We start from the raw sequence: 25,649 nt of genomic DNA on the forward strand, positions 1-25,649 counted from the left end.
ACAGGATAAGTAATTACGTTAACATAGGTTAACTTTTTGGCTTTGCCACCAACCTGCGTATACGGCTAAGGCTTTGTGGTGTAATGCCTAAAAACGACGCTATCTGGTGGTTGGCCACGCGCTGCTCAATAAGAGGGTAGTTTTGCCTGAATTCTTCGTAGCGCTGCGGCGCGCTTTTCTCTAAAGTTGATTGCATACGCTTGCTAAAGGCAATAACAGAGTTGCGGTACAAATTGCGGTAGTAAATATTCATTTTAGGCACTTCAAGGCAAAGTTCGTCCAATGCAGGCTGCGTTATTTGCAAAACCTCGGTCGCGGCAATGCAATCTATATTAAAAGCAGTAGCGTTTTGGGTATAGAAACTGTACAGGTCGCCGGTCCACCATCCTTCAACACCAAATGTAATAATATGCTCCTGCCCCTTATCATCAACGGTATAAGTACGCGTTACGCCGCTGATGATAAAGGTTTCATATTTAACCACATCGTCTTGCTGAACAATGTATTGGCCTTTACGAAATTTGCGGTATTTAAACAGCTGCTGAATTACGGCCTTTTCGTCATCGTTAAGAACGACACCTAATTTTTGGATGCTTTGATAAAATAGGTCCCACATTAAATCAAAAATAACATTATAAGTTAAACCCCGAAATGCGATATCGCGGTTAAAACAATTTCGTACAAAAAATCATTAGTATTTATATAAACGCTAAACACATGAAAAAACATTTTTTGACAGCAATGGGCTTTTGCCTGGTGCTGGCTATGGCTGCCTGTGGCGGCGGCGAAAAAACCGAGGTGATAGAAGCTCGTGAAGACTCATTAAGCGGACCTGACACGGCTATGCACACAATGCATGCTGATACCGCTATGTACGACGAAGCAGTTGCCGATCTAAGCGGTACTAAAGCTGATACGGTAGTAACAGGCGTGGCCAGGTTTGTTAGAAGAGATGGTAAAGTTGAACTTACATTGACGCTTAATGTACCTAAAAAAGCAAATTCAACGGTAGCTGTTCATTTCCATGAGCATGGCGACTGCGGCGATGAGGGTAAAGGCGCGCACGGCCACTGGAACCCAACCAAAGAAGACCACGGTAAATGGGGATCAGCCAAATATCATTCAGGCGATATAGGTAATATCAAGCTGGATAAAGACGGACGGGCATCCCTTACAATTGAAACAGACCGCTGGACAATTGGCGGCCCTGAAAAAACCAATATTTTAAACCGCGCTATTATAGTTCACTCCGGTGTGGATGATTATACAACGCAGCCCACCGGTAACTCAGGCAGTAGGATAGGGTGTGGTGTTATTAATAAAAAGTAGCCCAACCGTACGCTTCAAACAAAAAACCCTTTGGCACTTAGCCAAAGGGTTTTTTTTTAAAGGTTATGCCAGGTTAGTTTAACAAACCCGCGTTTACTCCGAACGCCATTGCATTAACACGGAACGGCTTTGCTTGCTCAATTTCTTTTGTTCTGGCTGCTTTCCATTTAAGATTTTCTACATTAATACTTGCCACAGGACTATAGTTTAATTGATAATTTTCAATTGTACCGGCCAGTTGCACGTTAGCTTTGCTGTTAGCCGTTACATTGGCTGCTACAACATCAAGCTTTAGCTGTGCTGTAGCGTTATCTTTGATATTGATATCCAGTAATTTTGTCGATAACGCGTCGCCATAAGTTCTTACAGCGGCCTTATCTTTTGCGGTAATTGATTGCAGATCGCTTACGGTAACAAATACTACCAATTTATCAGCCGCGTATGATGCTATGTGTAATACGCCTTGCTCGTTTTTAACAACAGCGTTTTCGCCATAGTAATCGCTGTATACATTAACAGCATCATAATCGCCGTTTACCAGGTACACCTCTACGTTGCCGCTGGCTTCAACGGCGTCAATTTTTCCGGCTGTTTTTATTTCTGTTGAAACAAGGTTTCCACCTTCTGTTTTTGTGTTAGCAAATGTAAGGGTGGTTGTGCTTACAAATAGAGCTACTGTAGTAATGATTGTTGCGAATTGAGTTTTCATTTTTTTGAATATTTTAATGGTGAATATTTTTTAATTATTTTAAATACACCTCTATGACAAGCTGAAAAACAAAAAGTTAAGTGGCACTTAGTGTGTAATAGACAACCAGCGTGGTTGTGTAGACAACCCGCGGGATTGTGTAGGCGAGGGGCTTAATAAATAATGACGGAAATGCAAATAGCCATGAGCGTTACCCCATGGCTATTGCGATATTTAGAAATTTTATGAGCTTAAACGCCCATGTTACCTGTCTCTACCTCACCGGCGCGTTTGTAGTTTGCTATTATTACACCCTTGTCTGATACAAAGCTTTCCACCAGTTTAAACGATCCCGGCAGGGAATTATCAGCAAATAGTTTTTTGCCTTTCCCTAGTATAACAGGGTGGGTCATTATCCATAACTCATCAACCAGGTCGTGCTCAAGCAGTGACTGAACAAGTTTGCTGCTGCCCCATATCTTCAGGTCAGAACCTTCAGCATCTTTCAGCTTTTTAACTTCATCCAGGCTGTTTATTACGGATGAATTGTTCCAGCTAGTAACTACAGCGTCGCTGTTTTTTAGCGTTGTTGATAGTGTATACTTGTGCACATCGTTAACACCGGGCCAAATTTCAGCATGTGTGGGCCAATAATTAGCGAAAATGTCAAACGTTTTTCTGCCCAGCAACAAATCGGCAGGTTCCATCATTTTCTGCATTAGGTGCCCTGTGCTTTCGTCGTCAAACGGCGCGCTCCAGCCGCCGTATTTGAAGTCTTCTGATGGATCTTCTTCCGGTCCTCCCGGTGCCTGCATTACGCCGTCTAATGTGATGAATGATAATACAATGATCTTTCTCATGGTGTTTGTGTCCTTTTATAGTTTTTCGTGTGATTAATTAATAACACAAATCTCTGTTAAAAGGTTGTAGGCAATGAGGTGGATATGTGACTAAATGAAGGGGGGATGTGACCGGGGACGAGTAAAAAGAAAAGTCCCGGCTAATTGCCGAGACTTATTAGTGACCCCGGAGAGATTCGAACTCTCGACCCAATGATTAAGAGTCATTTGCTCTACCAGCTGAGCTACGGAGTCGGGAGGGCAAATATACACATAAAAGGTATTTTTGCCACCCCTGAATATTATTCTGCTACAAAAGCGTTAACCGAATAGACAAGCAGAAAATCAGCTTGCGTGTAATCCGGGTATAGCTCTTGCATTTTTTGCATAGCTTCTTCGCGGCTTTTTGCAGCGGCTACGGTTGCTTCAAAATCGTTAATGTATTTTAGTTGTTTTTCAAAAACGGTTATATCAGCCGGTTTACCATGGCCGGGATAGATGGTCAAGTCTTTTTCCAGCACGTTAGCAAACTCCAACAGTTGGTTTTTCCAGTTCTCAATATTCTGTTTATCAATAGCCAGCCATGGGTGCACGCCATTGTACACAAAATCGTTCGAGAAGAAAGCTTTTAAGTCCGCGCTATATAAAGTGGTCAGGTGCTCGCACTCAGTAGGTTCGTAGTTACTAAAGGCTTCAATTTCAGCGCCTTCAGCCAAAATCAATTTACCACGTTTTAAAATGCTGATGTTACCTTCATAGTCAAAGCCATCAGGATTAGCATCTGTTTTTGGCTTTAATGCCGGTTCGCCCTCCAGCCAGCCAACGCTTTCCATCCAGGTTGAAAAATTGATGATGTCTGCTTTTATTTCGGGTGCATTGACAACTATCCGCACATCCGGGAACTCATTTTTAATTACGTTCATACCTGTGTAGTGATCAGGGTGCCCGTGTGTAATAAATAAATGGGTTAGGGGCTTGCCCATCTCTTTAATTTGAGCGGCCAATTTTGATGCCTCGTTGCTGTTACGAAGACAATCAACCAAAATTATGCTTTGATCGTCTGAGAAAATGTAGGCGTTAACTGTTGCTTCAACGCCGTGGTATACCTGTAGATTGATGTTATTTGCCATGCAGAATAGTATTTAGCGCAAAAGTATAATAATTGTGATAGGCCGACCCTATAAAAACAAAAAACGCCTCATTTAATTCGAGGCGTTTTTCTTATACATTTTATAGATTTTGCTATCGTCTTTGCTGCACCGGTTTCATGCTAAGCGGGTCGGTAGTCATATAGTAATTCAGATTATTTACCGGTCGCTCTACATAGTCAGGGATCGGCCGCTTACTGAATTGCTGGAAGTACAGGATGCAGGCATCTTTCCAAAACTGAGCGTCGCGCGTTTGGCGGCGTAGTTTCTCCTGAACGCGGGCGAAACGTTGCGCGTCAACATACGGTTCAACTTTATCCCAAACAACCTGGTACTGGCGCACCTGTTTAACACCGCTATCCCAGTGCGAGCACAGGTCATCCCACAAAGTTTTGCCATTTTTCATTTTATAATCCCAGCTTAGGTGGTGGAAGTAAAGCAGGTACATTTCGGGCGTGGTGGCTACATTATTAAAATCAGCAGCTAATGGCGCGTGATATTGATCTACAGCATCGGTTCCATTTTTGGTACGATCAAACCCAATACCATTGGCATCGGCCTGGTGATAGTAGGGAGGCGTCCAATCCTTACGTGTTCCTGCCGGAGCCCACCACGGGCCCGGGCCATAATGATGACTGCCAGCAAAAATATGGTGTAAACCAAGCGGCATTGAATAATCTACAGCCGTTTCACGGCTCTCCAACATCATTTTCTTAACAGGCTCTAAAAAGCCGTTTTTCCAGTTATTGTTAACATCAGCAGGAGCGAAGGTTAACTTTATCCATTCGTCGGCTATGGTTTTGCTATCTAACTGATCGTTCCAGGCCATACGGCCGTAAGCGTACCAGTTGGCTTGTGCAAATTCATGCCCGTTCCAGTTGGTGTCAAGGCCTACATTAGATACACCAGCTATAGCGGTATATTTTTGTGGGAAAATGCTGCCATCTGTTACGCGTGCCACGGTGCTGTTTTTACCTTCCTGGTAGGTATCGCTCTTAAACATTTCCTCCCACATGGTTGCCAGGAACACCAGTTGCTCTGAATGTCCCAGATACTCCTGCGTTACCTGTAACTCAGGCATAATAGGTGTTTTCTTCAAGGCGCCAAACAGCGGACTAAATGGTTCCCTCGGCTGAAAATCTATCGGGCCATTCTTTACCTGGATAATTACATTATCTCTAAACTGCCCGTCAAAAGGCATAAACTCCAGATAAGCTTGCTTAGCACGATCTTTTTCAGACGCGTTATATACAAACGCGCGCCACATTACAATGCCATTATACGGCTTTAATGCATCGGCAAGCATGTTGGCACCGTCAACATGTGTACGTTTATAATCTTGCGGGCCCGGCTGGCCTTCGCTGTTTGCCTTTACCAAAAAGCCTCCAAAATCAGGCACCAGCTTGTATATCTCGGCTACTTTTTCCTTCCACCATTTTATTACTTCTGGGTTTAACGGATCAGCATTAGGCAATTTGCCTAAACCAATCGGAGAGGCGAAGTTAATAGACAAGTAGGTTTTAATGCCATATGGGCGCAACACCGCCGCAATGGCTACCAATCGCTTTAGCTGATCTGCACCTAATATTTGGGCGGATGCGTTAACGTTGTTCAAAACAGAGCCGTTAATGCCGATAGACGCGTTAGCGCGTGCATATTCCTGCCATAGCTGTTTGTCTTTTTCGGTTACGGTGAATGCATTATCGCCGCTGCGCCAAAAAATAGAGTTGCCGGCATAACCACGTTCAATGGAGCCATTCAAATTGTCCCAATGATTTAATATTCTCCGTTGGTACGATGGGTTAGAGATAACATTACTCAAATCGCCGGTTTGCTGGCGGCGTAGCAGCTCGTATGCGCCGTAAAGTATTCCGCTTTCGCTGGTAGCGCTTATGGCATTGCCGGTTATTTTAAAACCATCGGTCTTAACGGTTGGGTCCTTTACTATTCTGAACTCTACCGTGGCGTTTTCCGCACCTAACCAACGTTGTTCAATTTCTTTTTTGGCTATACCCATCATCGGCGATTTGGCGTTGACACCTGTTACCTTTACAGGTTTTGCGTTTACCGGCCTTAACCAAAGGTCGTGCCCATCGTCTGCCCTGGCGCTGAACGCCAGCAAAACAAGCGCGTATATCCAAATAAAGTTTCTGGATGCTGTTAAGATCATCTTCATTGCTTAATTTTAATTTAATCGGGTTAAAATTGGTTGCTTCAGTAAAGTAATTTACCAAACCTAAAGGGCGCAAAATAGCTGTTTTTAGCTTATTAATAGACAAGTGGCCGCGTGTAATTGTCCCGCAATAGGTAAAAATCGTCTAAAACGATTGCGAAATAAAAAGGAAAACGCCCCGCGTAAGCAGGGCGTTTAATTTTCAGCAGCAAAGTTGTAAGCCGGGTTCTGTTTCCCTAAAAGGGTTTCTATCATTGATCTTGTCCTGCTATTGCTAACAGGCTTTAACAACCTACCCATCCTGAAATTCCGTTACCGGAGTGGGAGCGAGCAGCTCCGCGTTCAGGACCTATTTGGTTTTTCAACTCCTGAGGTTTACCGCGATCCCGGTTGCCCGGAAAAGCCGTGAGCTCTTACCTCACGTTTTCACCCTTACCCCAATAAATCGGGGCGGTTTATTTTCTGTGGCACTTGCTGTCGCCGGCTGACGGCGCCTTCCCGTTAGGAAGCAGGATGCTCTGTGTTGCCCGGACTTTCCTCCGCCCCGATAAAATCAAGACAGCGATAGAACGTTTTGCGTAACAAAGATAGCGTTTAAGTCGGTAAGTAAGCACAGGCCAAGTGTGGTGATGATTTAGATAACAAATGCAAGTTGAGCAAAACACTAAGCTATGTGCTTGTGTTGAAGGTTATGGCAGTTAAACTTATTATGAAGAAATATTTTACCATACAGGCACTTAAAAACGGGTGGACGATCATTAAGGCAGCATTTGCAGGGTTTTCTAACGATATGGCGCTTAAATTCAGCGCTTCGTTGGCCTACTATACCATTTTTTCCTTAGCGCCGCTGTTGCTGCTGGTAATATCGCTGGCGGGTTTATTTTTAGGGAGAGAAGCTATCCAGGGACAGCTATTTGCCGAAATAAATGGCTTTGTAGGGAATGACGCGGCTAAACAGATCCAGGATATGATAGCACGGTTAGAATTAACGGGTAAATCAACCCTATCTATCATCATAGGATCTATAACACTTGTTATAGGTGCCACAACAGTTTTCGGCGAGATACAGGAGTCCATCAATATTATCTGGCAGGTTAAAGCCAAGCCTAAAAAAGCCTGGCTTAAAATGCTAAATGACCGCTTGCTATCCGGATCGTTAATTATCTCATTAGGCTTTTTGTTGCTGGTATCCCTTATTCTAAATGGTGCGCTGCTGGCTTTGAGCGACAGGCTTAAAACCTACTTGCCTGATGTTACCGTATTGATTTTCAATGCGATTAATATAATTATAAGCTTTATAGTGATCACCACACTTTTTGCGGTGATATTTAAAGTACTGCCCGATGCCAAGATAGCCTGGAAAGATGTGCGTTCCGGTGCCATATTCACTTCACTTCTGTTTATGCTGGGCCGCTTTGCAATTGGCATCTATGTGGCGTCATCTGCCAATAGTTCCACCTATGGGGCAGCGGGCTCGCTCATAGCTATACTTTTGTGGGTGTATTACACTGCTGCCATTCTGTACTTTGGTGCCGAATTTACAAAGGCATATGTTGATTTTAAAGGCAAGCGCATTGAACCTGCTGACTATGCTGTACATGTAGAACAGACAGAGGTTGAAAGAAATGTAAAAAAGCTACCTAAGAAAATTGACAAAGAAACCGGAAATACCATTGAGTCTGAAGTTAAAAAGCAGTAACACTATTGTAAATACTCCTAAAAGTGGTTATTATTGGTAAAAAAATCTACCTTATGTATAATTTTTTATGGATGGTAGCCGCCGGCTTATTTCTGGCGCATGTTATACTGTTATTCACGGCTTTTCCTAATTCACAATTAGCGCGAAAACGTTACTTCTACTCGCATTTAACATTGTGGCTTACTGGTTTAACAGTGTTTGCACTGGCAGTGCTTAGCAGCCGTAACGGGCAGTCTGCTTTCTTAGACTATTTCAATACGCCGATAAAAAAGGGGATGATAATTGGCTTTACCCTGACCTTATCATTAGTAGCACATACCATAGTGCGTTTGGTGGTAATGCCCTTAATGAGCAAAAGCAGATAATATTATTTACAATCTTTTAAATTGTTTTCTACCTGTTGCGTGTTGATGGTGCCCATTTTGTTTCCAAAAGAATTGGTTACATAGGTTAACACTTTAGCAATATCAACATTGGGCAGATCTGTCGCGGGCATTTCGCCGCCAAAAGTCTTCCCATCAGGATTTATTGAACTTTTTGAACCGTATTTAACCAAACAGGCTAACGATGAATAGTTAGCTTTAAGGTGCGCCGGGTTGTTGAGCGCCGGGATCAAAGCCGCTAAACCTTTACCGTCAGAACCGTGGCAGTTTTGACATTTGCTTTGATATATTACCATTCCGGCAGAGTAGTAACGGGCAAATTCCAACTCTTCGTCGCTTTGACAGGCTATCAGCGCAACAACAAACAAAGCCAGAAAGCCAGTTACTTTCCACTTCATTTTTGTTCGGGTTCGGCTCTTAAAATTTTAATATCATTGATCAGTTTTTGAACCGAATCAGGTTGCGTACCGTCATACTGACCGCGAATGCGCTTTTGTTTATCCACCAATATAAAGAAGCCATCATGAATGAACTTTTCTTTGGCATCTTCTACCGGGAAGGTTACAAGGTAATTTTGCGATAGTTTATAGATCTCTTCTTTTTTCCCTTGTAGTAACCACCAGCGGTTGCCCTCAATTCCCAGTTTATCAGCGTACTTTTTTAACACCGCTGCGCTGTCATTTTTTGGGTCGATGGTGTAAGATATAATTTTAAAATCGGGCATATCCTTAAACTCTTCGTACACCTTAAGCATGTTACGGTGCATAGTAGGGCAAATGGAAGGGCAGGTGGTAAAAAAGAAATCGGCTACATAAATATTAGCATCCAGGTTTACACTCTTAATAGAATCTCCGTATTGATTAACTGTCTTAAACTCCGGAATAGTTTGATATACTGTATCAGTAACCGTTTGCCCATTAACTACTTTGGTAGCAACATCGCGGTTACCTGCAATAGGCAGGCGTTTAATATCATCATTAAACTTACAGCCACTCCATACAATTACAATCGCTGCTAATAGTATTTTTCTCATTTTATTTTTTTATTTCTTTCAGATATTTGTCCGATCCCTCTATAACCGCCGTAAATATTGAGTCAATTTGGGTTACAGCCTTTTTTTGCTCAATATAATATTTGATTTTTTCCTCGTGCGTTTTTCCTTTTAGCTCCGCGTCGAAATCCTGCATCCACTTAGACATTGCTTCATCAGCCGCCAATAATTTTGATCTTAGAGCACTTAGAGTTGCCTTTTCTACAACGGTGTATTTAGCATTTAGCGTATCGGGTATTAAAATGGTATCTATTTTCATTTTATTACGCATCAACCGATCTTCCTTACCCATTACTTCGTCATGAATTTTAATCACTTCGTTTAGATATGTCTTTTCCTTTGTCTTTTCTTCTGCCTCTTTTTGGGCCTTTTCATCAGTGCAGGAGGCAAATGCTAAAACAATAAGCGCAAAGGGAATAAACAATTTTTTCATGAGTCGGGTGAGTTTTAAGATTGCCAAAATTAAGGTTTATTATGGGTTTATAACGTTAATTAAAGGGATTGATTATTGCAGGCCCCGCACATAGTGTACATAATCTGTTGATGGTAGTTCTACGCCATCGTTTTGTTTTAACAGAATTCCAATTTGCGCGCGGTGATGGGTGCCATGATTTATAACATGAGCCAGAATATCAATAAGCTTGCTACTAAATTGCTCGCCCTTTGTGTTTTTATAAACTATTGTTTGATGAACGTCCGGATCATTATTTAGAAAATTCATCCACTCCGTGTAGTTTTTATCTATTATTCCATCAAATGTGTCCGGTTCCCATTTTGGCCAAAGTTGGTTTGTTGTAAAAGCTGTGCCTAGGCAGCGGCTCAGCCAAATTTGCTGCGCATTTAACAAATGAGACATTAATTCAGTAGACCGGTAATTATTGTTGGCCGAATTAATAAGAGAGGCAAATTTCTTATTACAATACGCATCATATTTAAAAAGCCCGGCAAAATATTCTTTAAACATAGGATTAGCATTTTCTAATGGGCTAATTTAAACGTTACTGTGCAGCTTGTTAGTCATTTATTTGCAAAAAGTGCTTAACAATATGATAATGTTGTTGTTATACTAACGTCATACCAGCAGCGTACCTTTATTACCATAAAGAAGCATATCATGAAATACATCATTGGTTTTTTTAACAGCTTACGCGACTGGATGATCTCAAAAAGCATGAGGTCGTCTTTTATTCACTAATCCGCCAAAGGATTTTTTTTATCAAATTATAATATACAATTTGGGCTGCTGGTTAGCTCAATTTAATGGAATCTAATAACAACAAAACACCTGTTAGCAAGGCGCTTTTTGGCGACGACTTTATCTGGGGTGTTTCTACAGCTGCTGTACAAATTGAGGGTGCGCATGATGCCGATGGCAAAGGCGACTCTATCTGGGACGTATTTGCCCGGAAAAAAGGCAAGATCCGTGGCAACGTTCACCATTACACAGCCTGCAATTTTTATAATCAGTATCAAAACGATATTGATCTCATAAAGCAACTAAACATTCCAAATTTCCGCTTTTCAATATCATGGTCGCGCGTTATGCCAAACGGTACGGGTGCAATTAACCAGGCCGGTATTGACTATTATAATAAAGTAATTGATTATTGCCTGGCGCTTGGTGTTGAACCCTGGCTAACGTTGTACCATTGGGACCTGCCGCACACACTTGAACTTAAAGGCGGCTGGACAAACCGCGAGGTTATAAATTGGTTTACAGATTTTATTGGCGTTTGTGCCCGCGCTTTTGGCGATAGGGTTAAACATTGGATGGTGATGAACGAGCCTTCGGTGTTTACAGGTGCCGGATATTTTTTCGGGATACATGCGCCGGGAAAAACCGGGTTAAGTAATTTTCTTCCGGCTGTTCATCATGTTACATTGAGTGTAGCAGCAGGAGGGAAGGCACTGAGGGAGATACTTCCAAACGCGGAAATTGGTACAACATTCTCTTGTTCTTACATTGAACCTTACTCGGACAGCCCACGGAATATAGCTGCCGCTAAAAGGGTTGATACTTTGCTTAATCGCTTGTTTATTGAGCCTGTATTGGGTTTAGGTTATCCGTTTGCAGATCTGCCGGTATTAAAAGGCATCAAAAAATATATGCTGCCCGGCGATGAGAATAAGCTGGCATTTGATTTTGATTTTATTGGCCTGCAAAATTACACGCGCGAAATTGTAAAATATTCTTTTTTCACACCCTATATACAGGCATCCTTAGTTAAAGCCGAAAACAGGAATGTGCCTGTAACCACAATGGGCTGGGAGGTATGGCCGCAATCTATTTATCACCTTTTGCATAAATACAACCAATACCCGCAAATAAAAAAGGTTTATCTAACAGAAAGTGGCGCGGCCTTTCCCGACAACAGGGAAGGAGACGCGGTAGACGACCCCATGCGGGTTACGTACTTACAGGAGTATTTACAACAAGTATTAAAAGCTAAGAATGAAGGCTGCAAGGTGAGCGGCTATTTTATATGGACGCTTACAGACAACTTTGAATGGGCAGAAGGCTACCACCCGCGCTTTGGGATAATATATGTTGATTTTGAAACGCAGCAGCGCATTGTCAAATCATCGGGTAAATGGTACGCTGATTTTTTGAGCTGAGCCGCCTACTGATCCATCTGTTAACGGCAAGCTTATATAAAACGTTGTTCCGTCCTTGCGGCTATTGAACCAAATGGCACCTCCCGATTTTTCCATTATCTGCTGGCAGATAGAAAGGCCTAATCCAAATGATTTTTCGCCGGCCGTACCCGGGCGCTGCGCGCTGGTGAACATATTGAACACCTGATCCTGCATTTTTTCAGGAATGCCAATGCCATTGTCTTTTACAGAAATAATTACCTGATCGGCAGCTTTTTCAACCAAAACGTAAACTGTAGCCCCCGTTGGGCTAAACTTTATGGCGTTACTTACCAGGTTGCTAATAACGCGCCATATCTTTTCCCGGCTTATTTGCAATTCCTGTGGAGCAGGTAATGGGTCAAAAAGTATCTGCTGTCCTTTTTCGGCAGCTTTAAACCGCAGCAGTTCAACACTGTTATTTACCAACGCGTTGATCTCAACCGGCTCGGGGTTTAATTGAATTGAAGTTACGTTGGCGGCCTCCAGTATCTCATTAATAAGTTCAAGCGAATTGTACGATGTTTCCCTTACCAGGTTTATCATTTCCTTCTGCTCATCGCTATAAGCCTCCTCAGCCATTATAGTGGTTAATGATGCTATTCCGCCTATCGGGTTGCGTAGATCGTGCGCTACAGCCCTTAAAATGCGGTCCTTCTCCTGACTACTTACCTGTAGCTTTTCCAGTGCTTTTTCAAGGTTGCTGTTTTGCTCATTTATTTGCTTATTAAGCTGATTCATCAACCTAACATCGTTTTTAGACCGGCGCCAGTAACGGTAAACCAGCAAAATAATAACCAACGCCATCAAGCCAAATAATATAGATACAACCAGATAAATACGTTGTATCTTATTATTCTCATTCAGTAATTCAATTTCGTGTGCCTTTTCGTAGTTGCTTAACTGCTCATTAACATCACTTTCGCGCAATAGGCTGGTTTGTTTGGCCAGCGAATCTTTAAGTGTATTGTAAAGCTGCAAATGGCTCATCGCTTGTTGCAGGTTATTTTGGGTAATGTAATACTCACCCATCAAACGGTGCCATTCCGCTTCGGCTGTACCATTCCTGGTAGAATCTAGTTGCGGGCGCAGTTCATCTAGCAGCCCTTTTAATTTTGTAATCTGGTGTTGATCGGCGTATATACGGGCAAGCTTAATCTGTGCGTATTGCGCATCTGTGTTATCAAAGCCCTTTTGCTTATTAATGGCAATACTCTTTTGTAAAAGGTCAATCGCATTGTCATACTTTTTTTGTTCAATGTAAACTTCTGCCTCGTTCCCATATATTACGCCCAGGGCCATTTCTTTAAATCCCTTCTTTTCGGGGTATTTATCCGCGTTGGCAGACACAAACAACGTGGCCTTATTAAAATAGACCAAAGCGCTGTCAAGGTCGCCGTTGTGTTTATGGCTTAATCCAATATTATCCAGCAACTCCTGCATGCGGTAAAAAGCCACAAAATCATTCTCTGCCTTAATATCGCTTCTCTGTTTATAGCTTTCTTTAAAGTAATTGGCAGCTGCTAAATACCGTGATTTTTTATACATGATCATCCCCATGCGATAAGTATAATCAGAAAGAGCTTCGTTATTAAGGTAGCTTTTACCAAGCAGATAACCCTGGTAATAACATTGATAGGATTCGTTGTATTGATTCAGATCAAAATAGGTGTCGCCCTTGGCATAGTTAGCTTCGGCAAGATAGTGCACATAATCAGGCTTGTCGCTGGTTTTGTTAGCCATTTGCATCATGCTATCGGCATACAATAAAGCGGTTGGATAATTGTGCAACACACGTTGATAGTGCACATAATGAAAAGCGTAAAACCGGAAACGGTCTGAATAGGATGGCGAAGACAATTTACTAAAAGTCGAATCCAAATAAGTAAGACCCTTTTCGGTTTGATCAGCATCAAAAAAACGGGTAGTTTGATTAAATACAGGCAGAAAAGCTTCGGTGTACCGGCCTGAGTCGTCTGATTGTTTCTCGCAGCCGGTTAAACAAACCAAAAAAAATACCAACCACCCTAAAGTAGCAATTGGAAGTGAGAAATATTTTTTCAGGCAGATCAATACCAACTTTTTAACGGGGATTAACAAATATAATATTCACGCAGCAAATTTGCTACAAACGAATACTTTTTTTGAATTAATTAATCCCCTCGTTATAAAAATAAACTTTTTTATAACACAGCGGGTATTCCTTGAAGTTTTAACAACTAAATCTTGTTAGTCTGCCTTTGCTGCAGGTTTTTTTGCGGTAGCAGCTTTGCTTTTTGCAGGTGTGGTAGCTTTTTCTGCAGGAGCGTCAGCTTTGGCAGGGGTGGCTTTTGCTACAGGCTTTACTTTAGCTTCGGCCTTAGGTGCTGCCGGTTTTTTGCTTGTCGCCTGCTTTGATAATTTTTTTGCCAGATTTTTGGCAGCCTTTTCAATTGCTTTGCTAGCTTTCTTAACATCAGTACCCAGCTCACCAACAGCGGCTTTTAATTGTGTAGCTATTTTATCGGTTAATTCTTTTTTAAATGCTTTACGTGCTTTTTTTGCAATAGCTACAGCTTCATTCTTTTTCATACGGAAGTTAATTTCAAATAAGTGGTTGAAGTACAGCGACAAAAATAGGTTAATGAAAGGTAAAGTTAATATTATTTTTATGTTAACAAACCCAGCCTTGTTAAGCGATATTTAAAACTATTTTGACGAAAATTAGTTTTATTTTTGCGACATTATTTAACTGACTTATTATCAAAAAAAAGCGCGTTACTACCGTGCGATAATAGTATTGGATGGCTTATTGGCCAGCCGGTATCGGTTATTTAATATATGCAAACACATTTATTTTAACTGATCATGACTATCGGCATTCCAAAAGAAATTAAAAATAACGAAAACAGAGTAGCAGTTACACCTGCAGGCGTTGAGGCATTAGTTGCTGCAGGCCACAAAGTTAGCATTCAGAAAAGCGCTGGGGAAGGCTCAGGATTTACTGATGTTGTTTACGAGCAGGCCGGTGCAACCCTGGTTGATACCGCCGCCGAAGCCTGGGCGGCAAACATGGTGATGAAGGTAAAGGAGCCCATTGAAAGCGAATTTCAATACTTCCGCAATGACCTGATATTATTTACCTATCTGCATCTTGCTGCAGAACCCAAACTTACCAAGGCTTTATTAGACAATAAAGTTACCGCAATAGCTTACGAAACTATTCAATTACCTAACGGAACTTTACCGCTGTTAACTCCAATGAGTGAGGTTGCCGGCCGTATGGCTGTACAGGTTGGTGCCGCTTATCTGGAAAAACCAAATGGTGGCAAGGGCGTATTGCTAAGTGGTGTTCCCGGCGTGCGCAGGGCTAAAGTAGCAATTATTGGCGGAGGGGTAGCCGGAACCAATGCGGCAAAGATAGCTGTAGGCTTAGGTGCAGAGGTTAGTATTCTGGATACCAATCTTGATCGTTTACGCCAGTTGGATGATATATTTGGTTACCAGGTGTCAACGCTGGCATCTAACTCAAGCACCATAGCGCAAATTGTTAAATGTTCTGATCTGGTAATCGGTGCCGTATTAATACCGGGTGCTAAATCTCCAAAATTGGTTACAGAAGCAATGGTGTCGTCTATGGAACCGGGATCAGTTATTGTGGATGTGGCTATAGATCAGGGCGGTATATTTGAAACGGCAGACCATGTCACCACACATGATGATCCGGTTTACCTGAAAAACAACGTATTGCATTACTCGGTGGGCAACATGCCGGGTGCTGTGCCTTATACTTCAACCATCGCGTTAACGAACGCTACGTTAGGTTATGCGCTGCAAATTGCCAACAAAGGCTATAAAAAAGCCTTTGCTGATAACGCAGCCTTATTAAAAGGCTTAAACACTTTTGAAGGCTCTGTTACCTATAAAGCCGTTGCCGATGTATATGGCTATCATTTTATGGAGCCGCGGTTTTAGCGGGAAGATCAAGCGTGTATAGAAAATATGGCTGACCAAAACGTTCGCCAATACCTTTTAATACTTTAAATCCAAAGCTCTCATAGATGTGCATAGCTGCGGGCATCATTGATGAGGTGTGTAACGCAATTGTGTGTTCGCCGGTATTTATAGCCTGGTTGATGCATAATTGCGTTAACGTTTTTGCTATATGTTTGCCTTTGTATAATGGATGTACCGCTACTAACCGTATAGCGCACCAATCTGCTTCATAAACATCAATTGGATTGCCGCTCGGTAGCAAAAAAGCCATGCCAATAATATTGCCTTCATGGCTCGTTACAAAGCAGGTGGATTTGTTGAGCAGATCGCTAAACATTGCCTCATTACTTAAATTTTGCTGCATTAAGGCCCAATGCTCAGGCCCCAAAGTTTCGGCGTATTGGCCATAAGCGGCCAGGCCCAGTTCCTTTAATTGGGGGATATCAGCTAAAGTTGCCTCTCTTAAAGAATAGCTTTCAACAATGATCTTTTTCATACAGCAGTTTACACCTTAACTTCCTTCCATTTTCCTCTTCTAAAATAATACCATGCTGCAAGTGCAAGTATAGTTTCGGCAATGGGTATAGACATAAACGCGCCGGTTGAACGTAAATTGAGCGTGTTAGCCAGCAAATAAGCCAACGGTATTTGTATCAGCCAAAAGCAAATAAAGTTGATCCAGGTGGGTGTCTGCGTATCGCCGGCGCCGTTTAATGCCTGGCTCATTACCATGCCCAAACCGTAAAATATATAAGCAGATCCCATTATTTTTAACGCCAGCGAACCATATTTGACAACCTCTGGTTCGTGTGTAAAAAATTTAATAATTAAGTCTGAAAACAATAAAAACACCAGCATTACAAAACCCATAAAAATGGCATTGTATTTAGCGGTGATATTTACGCTTTCTTCTGCCCGGTCAAACTTTTTAGCACCCAAATTTTGACCAACTAAAGTCGCTGCCGCATTGCTCAATCCCCAGGCGGGTAAAATAAAGAAAATCACGTTCCGCATAGCTAACTGGTACCCTGCAGATGCATTGGTTCCGTCTGTTTCGGCTACTAAACGGGTTACAGCGATCCAGCTTCCGCTGGCTATTATAAACTGCAGTGTAGCGGGCCAGGCTATTTTTATCAAAGATTTAACAACAGTGGCATCAAAGCCGAAGTCGGCCATATTGAATTTAATTATACCGTTGCCTTTGTATAAATGATAACACTGATAAAGCACGCCAGAAGTACGACCGGTAACCGTTGCTATTGCCGCTCCTTTTAATCCTAAAAAATGAATAAGAATAGGGCAGAGGATGATGTTTACCGCGCTGGCTATCCAAAGGCTCTTCATGGCCATTGCCGCGTTGCCCGAGCCGCGGTATATCCCGTTGATCAGGAATATCAGCATAATAACTATACTTCCGCCAAACATAATGCGGGTAAAAATGGAGCCTTCGGCAACAACTTCGGGGCTGGCACCCATTATGGCTAAAACATGCGGTGCAAAAATAGTCCCTACTATAGTTACAACTATTGACAACGCCACAGCCACCAAAATAGCCTGTGCCCCGGCATGTCCGGCTGCTTTTCCGTTTTTCTCGCCAACACGTCGCGCTACAACGGCTGTAGCAGCCACACTTAAACCAATTGCTATAGAGTATACTAACGTGATGACAGACTCTGTTAAACCAACGCTTGCAATAGCGTTTGGCCCTAATTTGCTCACAAAAAATATGTCAACCAAGGCAAATATGCTTTCCAGACTAAGCTCCAGTATCATGGGTATTGCCAATAGAAACACCGCTTTTTTAATGCTTCCTTCTGTGTAATCCTGTTCCGCTCCGCTAAGTGAAAGTTTTATAGCAGATAAAAATTTTTTAAAGGTCATGGTATGTAATCGGCTCTTTGCTACGTGAGTACCTCACAAGAATAGCCATTTGAATTTAAAATTTTAATTATTTTTTCCGGTGCAATTATGGATGCCTCCACGCGCAATATCTTGTCGCAATCCTCCATATCAAAATTGATATGACTTTCTGGAAATTGATCTTCAAGCTGCCGAATTAATAGTTCAGACAGTTCAACCTCCGCTACATTTGTTTTGAAAACTTCAACTATCATAATAAAAACCATTAAACGTTTAAACCTGCGCCAGCGCTACAGTTATATTTTTTAATTGCCTGGTATGGCGAATGGAGTGGACATTGTACAACCATAAAAACTCCATCCGGGTTAACGGACCGAACGCGGGTATTACCCACGATGTACAAACAGCAGACAGATCAAGCGTTTTAGCTGCCTCTATCAGTTTATCAAAACTAACGGTTAAACCTGTTAACATTTCGTGTTTTTCATGTGGATCGCCTGATGGAACGATATTGGCCGGAGGAGTTATCTTTAACTCAAAATTCAGAAATATGTCCGAAATAGCCTGAATTTTTTCGTCCATAGGCCGTTCTGAAACCTCGGTATTACCATATAGCACGCCGCTATTGTTTCCTTTTAGCAAATGTTCCGCTAGCTGAGAGGCTGTCCAGCTTCCTTCAAATGGAATGGTGTTAAACTTTTCTTTTGGAACGTTCGAAATTGCTTCCAGTAAAGCCGCTTTTGTTTCAATAAGATCTTTTAAAATATTCATAGGTAGATGCTTTTTTAAAAGGTTATTGCATTTCGCGATAGTTCACCATCCATTGCACACCAAACTTGTCAAAAAAGTTTCCGAAGTAATCGCCCCAGAATTCTTTTTTAAAGGGCATAATTATGTTACCATCTGCTGATAAGTTATTAAACAGATTTTCGGCGTGCTCCAGGCTGTCACCATGTACCGAAATAGAAAAATTGTTACCAAAATTTAGATTCTGCCCCATAGATGTTAGACAATCGGTCGCCATAAGCATATTGCCTCCAATGGGTAATGCTATATGCATTATCTTATTTCTGTCTTCTTCGGGCAGTGTAGCGCCATATTCGGTATCGCTAAAGCGCATAACCATAGCAAACTCGCCGCCAAAAACTGATTTATAAAAATTGAAAGCTTCTTCGGTATTGCCTAAAAAGTTTAAATAAGGATTAATTGTTGCCATAGTTGTTTTGTTTTATGTTAAGTTTTAATGTTTTTTAATATAATGCTAAAATAATTGGTATTTTGGCGTTATCAAATGGGTATAGGGGTCAATTGTAGGGGGCATTTGAGACATTCTTAATATTTGCTGACAGATAAATATTTGACCATGAAAAACTTAGGTATTTTGCTTACCAACAACTACCGTTTACTAAGTGTTGCAGCCATATTAGACGTATTTGAAAGTGTTAACCGGTTTTACAAACTGGAAGGGCGAGAACCCTTTTTTAACATTACACTGCTTACTGCTAAACGGGATAACCATAACTTAGAGTTTAACAGCTACCAGGTGCAGGTTTTAAATGAAACCCCGCAACAGGATATTGTTTTTGTTCCGGCGTTCCGTACGGATGATGTATTTGGTGCAGTTTCCGCTAATCAGGAGCTTATACCATGGTTACAGCAGCAATTTAGCAAAGGTGCAGAGATAGCGTGTGTTTGTACGGGTGCGTTTTTATTAGGTGCCACCGGATTGCTCAATGGCAGGCCGGCCACCACACACATTGATGCCTGCCAGGCGTTTAACGCCCGTTTTCCGGCCGTAAATTTACAGCCCGATAAGGTGGTTACCGGTGAAGGCGGTTTATATACAAGTGGCGGCTCTACATCAAGTTTCCACTTAATGCTGCATCTGTTACAAAAGTATTGCGGTAAGGATATGGCCGTACGTATTGCGAAGCTTTTTTCTATTGATATGGATCGCGAACAGCAAACTTACTTCAGTACCTTTTATCCGGCGCAACAACATAACGACCAACTGGTGGCAATGGCCCAGCGACGAATTGAGGAGGGATTTCATCACAACGGAACTATTGAAGATCTTATTAAAGAAATACCCGGCAGCCGCCGTAACATATTAAGGCGGTTTAAACACATTACAGGCATTACCCCAATTGAATATCTGCAGAAAACCCGTATAGAAGCTGCAAAGAAGTTACTTGTGCAAACTAACCAACAAATGACCGAGGTTATGCTTAACTCGGGTTATAACGACCCGAAAGCTTTCAGAAAGGTTTTCCGTAAAGCTGTAGGAATGACGCCGACCGGATATAGGGAAAAGTTTTTTATGGGATAAGGCTTATTGATGGGCGATAGTAAAGTCATTCTCCCCAGGCGGTAATCATCAAACCACGCGATCCACCGTAGTTACGGTGCTCACATAAATAAATACCTTGCCACATGCCTAATGCAAGTCTGCCATTGCGAATAGGTATAGTTACTGATGCGCCCAACATAGATGCCTTAATGTGCGCAGGCATGTCATCAGGGCCTTCGTCATCGTGCAAATATTCCGGGTCGTTCTCAGGAACTGTTTTACTAAAATACATTTCAAAATCCTTGCGTACAGTTGGGTCGGCGTTCTCATTAATAGTAAGGGAAGCTGAAGTATGTTGAATGAACACCTGGCATATACCAACCTTTATTTCGCTGATCTGCGGAAGCGCATGAATAACCTCAGCGGTAATCAAATGAAAACCCCGGCGGCGTTGGTTTAGCTGAATATGTTGCTGAAAGATCTTCATTGGCTCTAATAACAATAATTCTGCAAATATGCTGTAATATGTTACGCCAAATGCTATCTTAGTTTAAAAACCTTGTATGAGCAATTTACTTTTTTTAGGCTTTGGGTTCGGTACTTCAATATTCGGGATATTATACGCGGTATTGGCCATTTACTGTATAATAGATATTATTCAGTCGTCATTTAAAGATACCACAACCAAGCTATTATGGCTGGTCGTGGTTTTGCTGGCGCCTTTTTTGGGTTCGGTAGCGTACCTTATAGCCGGGCGCAGCGGGAAAAGATGGTAGCATAAATCTTATTTAACACGCCATAATTATACGAATACCCCTGGATATTTAACAAAAAAAGCCCGGTAAAACCGGGCTTTCTTATTACTATGCTCTTATTTGTTTAATGATGGTGCCGCTGGTGGCTTAACTCCGGCAGGCGCTGTGCCAGGCGCAGTTGTGTTGCTTTTAGCGATAGGGTCATCCAGTAACTCTATCATGGCGGTAACTTCATTAACTACGCCTTCAGTGCTGCCTGTATAGCCAATATATTTAAATCGTATATCACCGTTTTTGTCGATTATAAATTTGGTCGGAATACCATCAACCTTATAGGTACTAATAACCTTTGATTGTCTTTTATCAGCACCCATTTCATCCACCAATACATGGAAAGAGTAACCTTTTTCGGCAACAAATTTTTTAACGCCGGGTAAATAATTAGTACCGTTTTCCCAGGTATCAATAAACAGGAACACAACATCAGGATTACTTTTATACTTGTTTTGCGCAATCTGCATACCCGGGAAAGACATTATACACGGGCCGCACCAGGTTGCCCAAAAATCTATTATTACTGTTTTGCCTTTTAGGCTGGCTAAAGAAACAACTTTACCATCCAGATCTTTCAAGGTGAATAGGGGTGCCGCTTCTTTTATAATTTTGCTGCTCAGGTCTTTTTTAACCTTAGCAAGCTGTTGCAAATTATTAGCAGAAGTTGCGTTGGCTAACACTTCTTTTTGCTGCACTTCAAAAGCTTTTTTCTCCAATTCTTTTTTCTCGTTATTCGCTTTTTGTACGTCGGCCCAATAGGTGTCAAAGCCACCCATGTCTCCCTTTACTTTTTGATAAGCCGTTTTAAATTCCTGCTCAATTGCATCTGATGTTTGTCCTTTTCTTATGCTCTTTTCCGCTACTTCGAGTGCTTGCTTATGATCTTTAGCAGAATTCAACATTTGTACATAATGCTCAACTACCTCCCTGCTATCACTACCCAGTTTGTAAACAACAGACTGATATTTTACAGCCTCATCAAACTTGCCTTCCTTCCACAAAATGTACGCGTAAGTATCGCCAAACATGGCAAACTGCGGTACGTTCGTCTTCGTTATATCACTTAGCGAGATAATACCAGCTTTTGATAGAATGATATCTATAGTTTGCTTAGACAACTTTTCGGCTTCTGCAAGCCTTTCGCCGGCTACCGCCCAATTGTAGGATGTGTTATTTAACGTCATGATGATCAATTCTTTATTAGTTACCATGGCCGAGTATTTTTCATAACTTTTAGTATCGCCGCTTTTTAAATAACCCCCAAGCATATTAACTATAACGGGTTCTTTTAAGTTGGCAGCAGCATTGTTATACTTCACCAAAAATGCCTTAAAAAGCGAGTCTTTTTTTACCGGATCTTTCTCTTTGCCAATCACGCCGACATCTTCTCCAATAGCCGCTCTGCCCATAGGAAACTTTATTTTAGCCAGTTTTGTAAGCGAATCAATACCGGATGTTTGACCGGAAGCCCTCAGCAGATTCATTGCAAACAGGAAATCATTTTCCTCGGCGCTCTTCTGTAATTCCGCTATTTTTTTGTTGACCAGACCTATATTAGCCGGATTGGCAGCTAAAAAAGTATAATAGTTATTAGAATATTTCTTTTCGCTTTGCGGGAATAACTCAAATTCCTTTTTATACAGCACAACAGCATCATCGGTGCTCCTGATAATTTTTGCATAGCTGGTACCAATACCGCTTGCTAATATAAAAGCATTGCTGGCGTATGCGCCTTCTAAAGGTTTTTGGTCTTTATACACAAGAGAAATGAATCCCTTTCCGTCGTTATTATCAATGGTTGTCCCTTTATTGATTTTTATAAAAAACGCCCGGGCGCCCGGTGATACGCTAAATTCACCTTTAACTGTTTTATCATCACCCTGAATAGTTATAGGTGTAGACGGGTATCCGGTATCCTCAATAAACCAGGCTGTACCTTCAACTTTTCCGCCAACCTTTGCCAAATCCGGCGTGACGTCGTAGGTAAAGGTTATTTTTTCATTTCTTTCAGGATAGGGATTGGAAAACTTTAAACGCGATGTATTCTGCGCAAACGTAATCTGCATTGTTAGCATAGCTAACAAAAGCATTAAGGGCTTTAGGTTTTTCATAGCAACTATGTTTTTAGGTGAATTTACAAAACATTTTTTTATAAATCCAAATTAATAACGATAAATAGTAGTTTAGGATATAATTTATATACCGTTACCTGCACTTTTTGGCACTTGTAATTGTTACGCGCAAAAAAATATCTTTACTTTAAAAAAATTATATGAATAGCATTCAAGCAAAAACACCTGCGACAATTATTCGCACTATCAATATAATACATTTGGCGCTAATAGCTGGCCAGGCTTTGTTTGCCTTAGTGGCTTTCACTAATTCACAGCAAACAACTGTTAAATTTGATGAGCACGATCAATTTACGTTTATTATCCCCGGCTTTGCTATCGCATCGTTCCTGATTTCGAATTTTTTATTTAAAACGCTGATTGCAAAAGCTGTTAACTTACCCGATTTGCTAAGTAAGCTTACCGGCTATCAAACTGCTCTGATTGTACGAATGGCGGCGTTAGAGGCCATATCGTTGTTTGCAATTGTTACTTATATCCTAACGTCCAATTTCCTTTTTTTATTGATATCAGTTATTTTAATGGTGTACGGCGTGATAATCAGACCGACAGTTGATAAAATTGCCGACGATTTGCAGTTAAGCTATGATGAAAAAATGCAACTCCAACATTATATCCTTAATTGTTACCTTTGATTAATTAACCCATGCTATTAAAATGAAAAAAATAATTATCGCGATATTTTGTTTACTGCCCTTTATCAGCTTTGCTCAAAGTGAATATAAGGCATCTAACGGTAAAACTTATCGTATAGGAGATACCGTGAAAGTAGCTTTAGGCTCAATGCCCGACGGGAATTTCAAATATATAACTGCAAGTCAACCCGCATTTTTACCGCCGCGCCGTAGCGGCAACGACTTAAGTGCCCGCAAAGATTTTGCACATAGCAATGCGGTTATAAAGAAAATTAAAACCGGTAGCCGTTTTACTGATAGCGGCAACAAAATAATACTTGTTGTTAAAGGTAACGGCCTGGTAAACTTTGATGTATGGATTGAAGAAGCCATTGCCGCATGCGAAGTTACACCGTGTGCTACTACAACAAATACTGCATCAACACCAGCTACCGGCGTTGCGGACGAACTGCTTAAATTAAAAAAGCTGTTAGATGCCGGAGCCCTTACACAAGCTGAATTTAACGCGCAGAAGAAAAAACTTTTAGGTAATTGATCCGGCTTTTGGGGTAAGTCGTGCCAGGTATTGACCAAATTCATCTTCCAGCAAAACCTCCATATCGAACCCGCAATCAGACGCTATACCTGTCATGGTTTTTTCGTCTACATACAACCACTTAAACCATTCTGATCTAACTCCTTTATAGGCGTATTGGTAAGCTATTTCGCCGTAATAATGGTCGGCAGGCAAATCGCTATTATATAAATACGCAACATCCGATGAGTCAAAAAGTATTTGCCCATCAGGATTAAGCAGGTTCTTAAAATGTAAAAGCAGCTGTTTTAATCGTACTAACGTACCAGCAAGCCCTATACCATTCATTAATAGCAGAATAGTATCAAACCTGCTATTATTGTATTCGAAAATATCTGCCAGCACTACATTTTTAACACCTCGGTTATGCATAACCTCTGCAAGTAACGGTGATATATCTAACGCGGTTACTTCAAGGGACCGTTGTTGTAATAACAGCGCGTGACTACCGGCACCAGCGCCTATATCAAGCACCTTGCCGTTACATCGCTCAATGGCCAGCCATTCTATATCAGGCATATTGTCTTCATTTCTGAAGTAGACGTTAGCCGGCATTTCTTCACGTGGCCCATATTTATTGTAGATCCACAATTTACCGGTAAAGTCTTTTTTAAAGTGATCGTACACCGCCTGTCCTAATACATCTTCCATTAAGCAAAAATATTATAAAGGATAACTAAAACTTTAAAACAAAACTTTATATTTTTGTTAAACATCTATACCTCGTCCATCTCTATGAAAGATATTCGCTACTTACTTACGTTTGTTTTTATTGTTTTAGTTGCAACAGCTTGTAAAAAGGAGCGCGAGGTGAAGATTTCGTCAAAGAATGCTTCTTTAATAATTGGAAACTGGCTATCAACGCAACGGCACACACTTGTTTATAGCATTGATAACAATACATTGCTAAAAGATACTACGATAAATTATGATGCTGCCAACAATATAAACTGGTGGTTTGAAATATACAATGCCGACGGGAACGCGTTTGTTACCGGCAAACCTTATAAGCAAAACAACATACTCAAAGCTGATACAACTTCGTTTTTAAAATATACTATCAATGGCTCCAGCATAATACTTAAACCAAATGGGGGAGGCAGCGAAACTAAAACAATAAGAAGTTTAACGGAGACCAATATGGCGCTTGAAGGCATTTATAATGCTTTTCCTCGCCTGGGCTGGGGACTGGACATCAGAACAGAATACCACTTTGTTGAACAGGCGTATTATACTAAGCAATAGCAAAAAAAAAGTCGCCCGGTAAACCGGAGCGACTTTGTATCATTTGTGATAAGGTTTAGGTGAATGACATTTTAAAAATAAAGCTTAGAATGTTAGTCAACAAATAATTATAGCGATTATTTTACAAAACTGACGAATAAGTCATTTTTTGAACGCAAAACTAGATTTTGTGGTAAAACCGCATG

Annotated in this window: 29 protein-coding genes, 1 tRNA gene and 1 other RNA gene; 10 read left to right on the forward strand and 21 right to left on the reverse strand. The window is 41.3% G+C overall.

The window, feature by feature from the left end; translation table 11 throughout:
- Positions 1 to 28: 28 nt before the first annotated feature.
- Complete coding sequence (locus tag ACFQZS_RS04420) at positions 29 to 616, reverse strand: Crp/Fnr family transcriptional regulator (RefSeq protein ID WP_377097681.1); 588 nt, start codon at positions 614 to 616, stop codon at positions 29 to 31.
- A 101-nt stretch (positions 617 to 717) separates the two neighbouring features.
- Here ACFQZS_RS04420 and ACFQZS_RS04425 point away from each other — a divergent pair, with 101 nt between their 5' ends.
- Positions 718 to 1,329: a superoxide dismutase family protein gene (locus tag ACFQZS_RS04425; RefSeq protein ID WP_377097683.1), complete on the forward strand. Its 612-nt coding sequence runs from the start codon at positions 718 to 720 to the stop codon at positions 1,327 to 1,329.
- Between the two features lie 73 nt (positions 1,330 to 1,402).
- Here ACFQZS_RS04425 and ACFQZS_RS04430 read toward each other — a convergent pair whose 3' ends face one another.
- The 6 genes from ACFQZS_RS04430 to rnpB all read right to left on the reverse strand — a co-directional run bounded on the left by ACFQZS_RS04430 (position 1,403) and on the right by rnpB (position 6,758).
- Positions 1,403 to 2,038: a GIN domain-containing protein gene (locus tag ACFQZS_RS04430; protein WP_377097685.1), complete on the reverse strand. Its 636-nt coding sequence runs from the start codon at positions 2,036 to 2,038 to the stop codon at positions 1,403 to 1,405.
- A 230-nt stretch (positions 2,039 to 2,268) separates the two neighbouring features.
- A complete protein-coding gene (locus ACFQZS_RS04435; RefSeq protein WP_377097688.1) occupies positions 2,269 to 2,877 on the reverse strand; it encodes a dihydrofolate reductase family protein in 609 nt (202 codons plus the stop codon).
- Between the two features lie 161 nt (positions 2,878 to 3,038).
- Positions 3,039 to 3,111: transfer RNA gene (locus ACFQZS_RS04440), tRNA-Lys, on the reverse strand.
- Between the two features lie 47 nt (positions 3,112 to 3,158).
- Positions 3,159 to 3,986 carry an MBL fold metallo-hydrolase gene (locus ACFQZS_RS04445; RefSeq protein ID WP_377097691.1) on the reverse strand — a complete coding sequence of 276 codons (828 nt, stop codon included), beginning with the start codon at positions 3,984 to 3,986 and terminating at the stop codon, positions 3,159 to 3,161.
- A 112-nt stretch (positions 3,987 to 4,098) separates the two neighbouring features.
- The gene (locus tag ACFQZS_RS04450; RefSeq protein ID WP_377097693.1) at positions 4,099 to 6,180 is read right to left on the reverse strand and encodes an alpha-glucuronidase; all 2,082 of its coding nucleotides are present in this window, start codon (positions 6,178 to 6,180) and stop codon (positions 4,099 to 4,101) included.
- A 199-nt stretch (positions 6,181 to 6,379) separates the two neighbouring features.
- Positions 6,380 to 6,758, reverse strand: an RNA gene (gene rnpB / locus ACFQZS_RS04455) — RNase P RNA component class A.
- A 128-nt stretch (positions 6,759 to 6,886) separates the two neighbouring features.
- On the opposite strand from rnpB, the gene ACFQZS_RS04460 reads away from it, so the two are divergent.
- Both ACFQZS_RS04460 and ACFQZS_RS04465 read left to right on the forward strand, forming a co-directional pair.
- Positions 6,887 to 7,876 carry a YihY/virulence factor BrkB family protein gene (locus ACFQZS_RS04460; RefSeq protein ID WP_377097695.1) on the forward strand — a complete coding sequence of 330 codons (990 nt, stop codon included), beginning with the start codon at positions 6,887 to 6,889 and terminating at the stop codon, positions 7,874 to 7,876.
- Positions 7,877 to 7,929: 53 nt separating this feature from the next.
- The gene (locus ACFQZS_RS04465) at positions 7,930 to 8,241 is read left to right on the forward strand and encodes a hypothetical protein (protein WP_377097696.1); all 312 of its coding nucleotides are present in this window, start codon (positions 7,930 to 7,932) and stop codon (positions 8,239 to 8,241) included.
- 2 nt (positions 8,242 to 8,243) lie between these two features.
- On the opposite strand, the gene ACFQZS_RS04470 is transcribed toward ACFQZS_RS04465, so the two are convergent.
- The 4 genes from ACFQZS_RS04470 to ACFQZS_RS04485 are packed head-to-tail and all read right to left on the reverse strand — an operon-like array spanning position 8,244 to position 10,274.
- Complete coding sequence (locus ACFQZS_RS04470) at positions 8,244 to 8,657, reverse strand: c-type cytochrome (RefSeq protein ID WP_377097698.1); 414 nt, start codon at positions 8,655 to 8,657, stop codon at positions 8,244 to 8,246.
- On the reverse strand, positions 8,654 to 9,292 hold the full coding sequence (locus tag ACFQZS_RS04475) for an SCO family protein (protein ID WP_377097700.1): 639 nt from the start codon (positions 9,290 to 9,292) through the stop codon (positions 8,654 to 8,656). Before ACFQZS_RS04475 ends, ACFQZS_RS04470 begins: the two co-directional genes overlap by 4 nt.
- Position 9,293: 1 nt before the next feature.
- On the reverse strand, positions 9,294 to 9,770 hold the full coding sequence (locus ACFQZS_RS04480) for a hypothetical protein (RefSeq protein WP_377097701.1): 477 nt from the start codon (positions 9,768 to 9,770) through the stop codon (positions 9,294 to 9,296).
- A 45-nt stretch (positions 9,771 to 9,815) separates the two neighbouring features.
- Positions 9,816 to 10,274, reverse strand: coding sequence for a DinB family protein (locus ACFQZS_RS04485; RefSeq protein ID WP_377097703.1), 459 nt, complete (start codon positions 10,272 to 10,274; stop codon positions 9,816 to 9,818).
- A gap of 296 nt (positions 10,275 to 10,570) precedes the next feature.
- Between ACFQZS_RS04485 and ACFQZS_RS04490 the strand changes: the two genes are divergently transcribed.
- Positions 10,571 to 11,926: a GH1 family beta-glucosidase gene (locus ACFQZS_RS04490; RefSeq protein ID WP_377097705.1), complete on the forward strand. Its 1,356-nt coding sequence runs from the start codon at positions 10,571 to 10,573 to the stop codon at positions 11,924 to 11,926.
- Here ACFQZS_RS04490 and ACFQZS_RS04495 read toward each other — a convergent pair.
- Positions 11,891 to 14,044, reverse strand: a complete 2,154-nt coding sequence (locus ACFQZS_RS04495) for a tetratricopeptide repeat-containing sensor histidine kinase (protein ID WP_377097707.1) — start codon at positions 14,042 to 14,044, stop codon at positions 11,891 to 11,893. The two genes, ACFQZS_RS04490 and ACFQZS_RS04495, sit on opposite strands and share 36 nt — an antisense overlap.
- 129 nt (positions 14,045 to 14,173) lie before the next feature.
- Positions 14,174 to 14,515 carry a hypothetical protein gene (locus ACFQZS_RS04500; RefSeq protein ID WP_377097709.1) on the reverse strand — a complete coding sequence of 114 codons (342 nt, stop codon included), beginning with the start codon at positions 14,513 to 14,515 and terminating at the stop codon, positions 14,174 to 14,176.
- A gap of 276 nt (positions 14,516 to 14,791) precedes the next feature.
- Here ACFQZS_RS04500 and ald point away from each other — a divergent pair, with 276 nt between their 5' ends.
- Positions 14,792 to 15,898 (forward strand): alanine dehydrogenase, encoded by a 1,107-nt coding sequence (gene ald, locus ACFQZS_RS04505; RefSeq protein WP_377097711.1) that lies wholly within the window; start codon positions 14,792 to 14,794, stop codon positions 15,896 to 15,898.
- Here ald and ACFQZS_RS04510 read toward each other — a convergent pair.
- The 5 genes from ACFQZS_RS04510 to ACFQZS_RS04530 are packed head-to-tail and all read right to left on the reverse strand — an operon-like array spanning position 15,879 to position 18,995.
- Entirely contained in the window at positions 15,879 to 16,415 is a 537-nt protein-coding gene (locus ACFQZS_RS04510; protein ID WP_377097713.1) for a GNAT family N-acetyltransferase, read from the reverse strand. The genes ald and ACFQZS_RS04510 overlap by 20 nt on opposite strands.
- Before the next feature lie 8 nt (positions 16,416 to 16,423).
- Positions 16,424 to 17,800: an MATE family efflux transporter gene (locus tag ACFQZS_RS04515; protein WP_377097715.1), complete on the reverse strand. Its 1,377-nt coding sequence runs from the start codon at positions 17,798 to 17,800 to the stop codon at positions 16,424 to 16,426.
- 20 nt (positions 17,801 to 17,820) lie between these two features.
- A complete protein-coding gene (locus tag ACFQZS_RS04520; RefSeq protein WP_377097717.1) occupies positions 17,821 to 18,033 on the reverse strand; it encodes a hypothetical protein in 213 nt (70 codons plus the stop codon).
- A gap of 19 nt (positions 18,034 to 18,052) precedes the next feature.
- Positions 18,053 to 18,550 carry a DinB family protein gene (locus ACFQZS_RS04525; RefSeq protein ID WP_377097718.1) on the reverse strand — a complete coding sequence of 166 codons (498 nt, stop codon included), beginning with the start codon at positions 18,548 to 18,550 and terminating at the stop codon, positions 18,053 to 18,055.
- Positions 18,551 to 18,572: 22 nt separating this feature from the next.
- Positions 18,573 to 18,995 (reverse strand): VOC family protein, encoded by a 423-nt coding sequence (locus ACFQZS_RS04530; protein WP_377097719.1) that lies wholly within the window; start codon positions 18,993 to 18,995, stop codon positions 18,573 to 18,575.
- A 147-nt stretch (positions 18,996 to 19,142) separates the two neighbouring features.
- Between ACFQZS_RS04530 and ACFQZS_RS04535 the strand changes: the two genes are divergently transcribed.
- Entirely contained in the window at positions 19,143 to 20,108 is a 966-nt protein-coding gene (locus tag ACFQZS_RS04535) for a GlxA family transcriptional regulator (protein ID WP_377097721.1), read from the forward strand.
- Between the two features lie 25 nt (positions 20,109 to 20,133).
- On the opposite strand, the gene ACFQZS_RS04540 is transcribed toward ACFQZS_RS04535, so the two are convergent.
- Positions 20,134 to 20,556: a secondary thiamine-phosphate synthase enzyme YjbQ gene (locus tag ACFQZS_RS04540; protein ID WP_377097722.1), complete on the reverse strand. Its 423-nt coding sequence runs from the start codon at positions 20,554 to 20,556 to the stop codon at positions 20,134 to 20,136.
- A 76-nt stretch (positions 20,557 to 20,632) separates the two neighbouring features.
- On the opposite strand from ACFQZS_RS04540, the gene ACFQZS_RS04545 reads away from it, so the two are divergent.
- The gene (locus ACFQZS_RS04545; protein ID WP_377097723.1) at positions 20,633 to 20,845 is read left to right on the forward strand and encodes a PLDc N-terminal domain-containing protein; all 213 of its coding nucleotides are present in this window, start codon (positions 20,633 to 20,635) and stop codon (positions 20,843 to 20,845) included.
- 95 nt (positions 20,846 to 20,940) lie between these two features.
- Here the strand turns inward: ACFQZS_RS04545 and ACFQZS_RS04550 are convergent, their stop codons facing one another.
- Positions 20,941 to 22,989 (reverse strand): redoxin family protein, encoded by a 2,049-nt coding sequence (locus ACFQZS_RS04550; RefSeq protein ID WP_377097725.1) that lies wholly within the window; start codon positions 22,987 to 22,989, stop codon positions 20,941 to 20,943.
- Between the two features lie 161 nt (positions 22,990 to 23,150).
- Here ACFQZS_RS04550 and ACFQZS_RS04555 point away from each other — a divergent pair, with 161 nt between their 5' ends.
- Both ACFQZS_RS04555 and ACFQZS_RS04560 read left to right on the forward strand, forming a co-directional pair.
- Positions 23,151 to 23,645: a hypothetical protein gene (locus tag ACFQZS_RS04555; protein WP_377097727.1), complete on the forward strand. Its 495-nt coding sequence runs from the start codon at positions 23,151 to 23,153 to the stop codon at positions 23,643 to 23,645.
- Positions 23,646 to 23,667: 22 nt separating this feature from the next.
- A complete protein-coding gene (locus ACFQZS_RS04560; protein ID WP_377097729.1) occupies positions 23,668 to 24,180 on the forward strand; it encodes an SHOCT domain-containing protein in 513 nt (170 codons plus the stop codon).
- Here the strand turns inward: ACFQZS_RS04560 and ACFQZS_RS04565 are convergent.
- Positions 24,169 to 24,870, reverse strand: a complete 702-nt coding sequence (locus ACFQZS_RS04565; protein WP_377097731.1) for a class I SAM-dependent methyltransferase — start codon at positions 24,868 to 24,870, stop codon at positions 24,169 to 24,171. The two genes, ACFQZS_RS04560 and ACFQZS_RS04565, sit on opposite strands and share 12 nt — an antisense overlap.
- Positions 24,871 to 24,954: 84 nt before the next feature.
- Between ACFQZS_RS04565 and ACFQZS_RS04570 the strand changes: the two genes are divergently transcribed.
- Positions 24,955 to 25,464, forward strand: coding sequence for a hypothetical protein (locus ACFQZS_RS04570; protein WP_377097732.1), 510 nt, complete (start codon positions 24,955 to 24,957; stop codon positions 25,462 to 25,464).
- Positions 25,465 to 25,649 lie beyond the last annotated feature (185 nt).

Origin of the sequence: Mucilaginibacter calamicampi (genome assembly GCF_042676765.1) — a bacterium.
GTDB classification, from domain to species: domain Bacteria; phylum Bacteroidota; class Bacteroidia; order Sphingobacteriales; family Sphingobacteriaceae; genus Mucilaginibacter; species Mucilaginibacter calamicampi.

Bases quoted from the DNA above. Each gene is read 5' to 3' on its own strand.
- ACFQZS_RS04445 (WP_377097691.1), bottom strand. From the start codon at position 3,986: ATGGCAAATAACATCAATCTACAGGTATACCACGGCGTTGAAGCAACA.
- ACFQZS_RS04430 (WP_377097685.1), bottom strand. From the start codon at position 2,038: ATGAAAACTCAATTCGCAACAATCATTACTACAGTAGCTCTATTTGTA.
- ACFQZS_RS04510 (WP_377097713.1), bottom strand. From the start codon at position 16,415: ATGAAAAAGATCATTGTTGAAAGCTATTCTTTAAGAGAGGCAACTTTA.
- ACFQZS_RS04520 (WP_377097717.1), bottom strand. From the start codon at position 18,033: ATGATAGTTGAAGTTTTCAAAACAAATGTAGCGGAGGTTGAACTGTCT.
- ACFQZS_RS04485 (WP_377097703.1), bottom strand. From the start codon at position 10,274: ATGTTTAAAGAATATTTTGCCGGGCTTTTTAAATATGATGCGTATTGT.
- ald (WP_377097711.1), top strand. From the start codon at position 14,792: ATGACTATCGGCATTCCAAAAGAAATTAAAAATAACGAAAACAGAGTA.
- ACFQZS_RS04425 (WP_377097683.1), top strand. From the start codon at position 718: ATGAAAAAACATTTTTTGACAGCAATGGGCTTTTGCCTGGTGCTGGCT.
- ACFQZS_RS04560 (WP_377097729.1), top strand. From the start codon at position 23,668: ATGAAAAAAATAATTATCGCGATATTTTGTTTACTGCCCTTTATCAGC.
- ACFQZS_RS04535 (WP_377097721.1), top strand. From the start codon at position 19,143: ATGAAAAACTTAGGTATTTTGCTTACCAACAACTACCGTTTACTAAGT.
- ACFQZS_RS04545 (WP_377097723.1), top strand. From the start codon at position 20,633: ATGAGCAATTTACTTTTTTTAGGCTTTGGGTTCGGTACTTCAATATTC.
- ACFQZS_RS04420 (WP_377097681.1), bottom strand. From the start codon at position 616: ATGTGGGACCTATTTTATCAAAGCATCCAAAAATTAGGTGTCGTTCTT.
- ACFQZS_RS04475 (WP_377097700.1), bottom strand. From the start codon at position 9,292: ATGAGAAAAATACTATTAGCAGCGATTGTAATTGTATGGAGTGGCTGT.
- ACFQZS_RS04530 (WP_377097719.1), bottom strand. From the start codon at position 18,995: ATGGCAACAATTAATCCTTATTTAAACTTTTTAGGCAATACCGAAGAA.
- ACFQZS_RS04450 (WP_377097693.1), bottom strand. From the start codon at position 6,180: ATGAAGATGATCTTAACAGCATCCAGAAACTTTATTTGGATATACGCG.
- ACFQZS_RS04555 (WP_377097727.1), top strand. From the start codon at position 23,151: ATGAATAGCATTCAAGCAAAAACACCTGCGACAATTATTCGCACTATC.
- ACFQZS_RS04500 (WP_377097709.1), bottom strand. From the start codon at position 14,515: ATGAAAAAGAATGAAGCTGTAGCTATTGCAAAAAAAGCACGTAAAGCA.
- ACFQZS_RS04540 (WP_377097722.1), bottom strand. From the start codon at position 20,556: ATGAAGATCTTTCAGCAACATATTCAGCTAAACCAACGCCGCCGGGGT.
- ACFQZS_RS04470 (WP_377097698.1), bottom strand. From the start codon at position 8,657: ATGAAGTGGAAAGTAACTGGCTTTCTGGCTTTGTTTGTTGTTGCGCTG.
- ACFQZS_RS04550 (WP_377097725.1), bottom strand. From the start codon at position 22,989: ATGAAAAACCTAAAGCCCTTAATGCTTTTGTTAGCTATGCTAACAATG.
- ACFQZS_RS04570 (WP_377097732.1), top strand. From the start codon at position 24,955: ATGAAAGATATTCGCTACTTACTTACGTTTGTTTTTATTGTTTTAGTT.
- ACFQZS_RS04460 (WP_377097695.1), top strand. From the start codon at position 6,887: ATGAAGAAATATTTTACCATACAGGCACTTAAAAACGGGTGGACGATC.
- ACFQZS_RS04465 (WP_377097696.1), top strand. From the start codon at position 7,930: ATGTATAATTTTTTATGGATGGTAGCCGCCGGCTTATTTCTGGCGCAT.
- ACFQZS_RS04490 (WP_377097705.1), top strand. From the start codon at position 10,571: ATGGAATCTAATAACAACAAAACACCTGTTAGCAAGGCGCTTTTTGGC.
- ACFQZS_RS04525 (WP_377097718.1), bottom strand. From the start codon at position 18,550: ATGAATATTTTAAAAGATCTTATTGAAACAAAAGCGGCTTTACTGGAA.
- ACFQZS_RS04515 (WP_377097715.1), bottom strand. From the start codon at position 17,800: ATGACCTTTAAAAAATTTTTATCTGCTATAAAACTTTCACTTAGCGGA.
- ACFQZS_RS04565 (WP_377097731.1), bottom strand. From the start codon at position 24,870: ATGGAAGATGTATTAGGACAGGCGGTGTACGATCACTTTAAAAAAGAC.
- ACFQZS_RS04435 (WP_377097688.1), bottom strand. From the start codon at position 2,877: ATGAGAAAGATCATTGTATTATCATTCATCACATTAGACGGCGTAATG.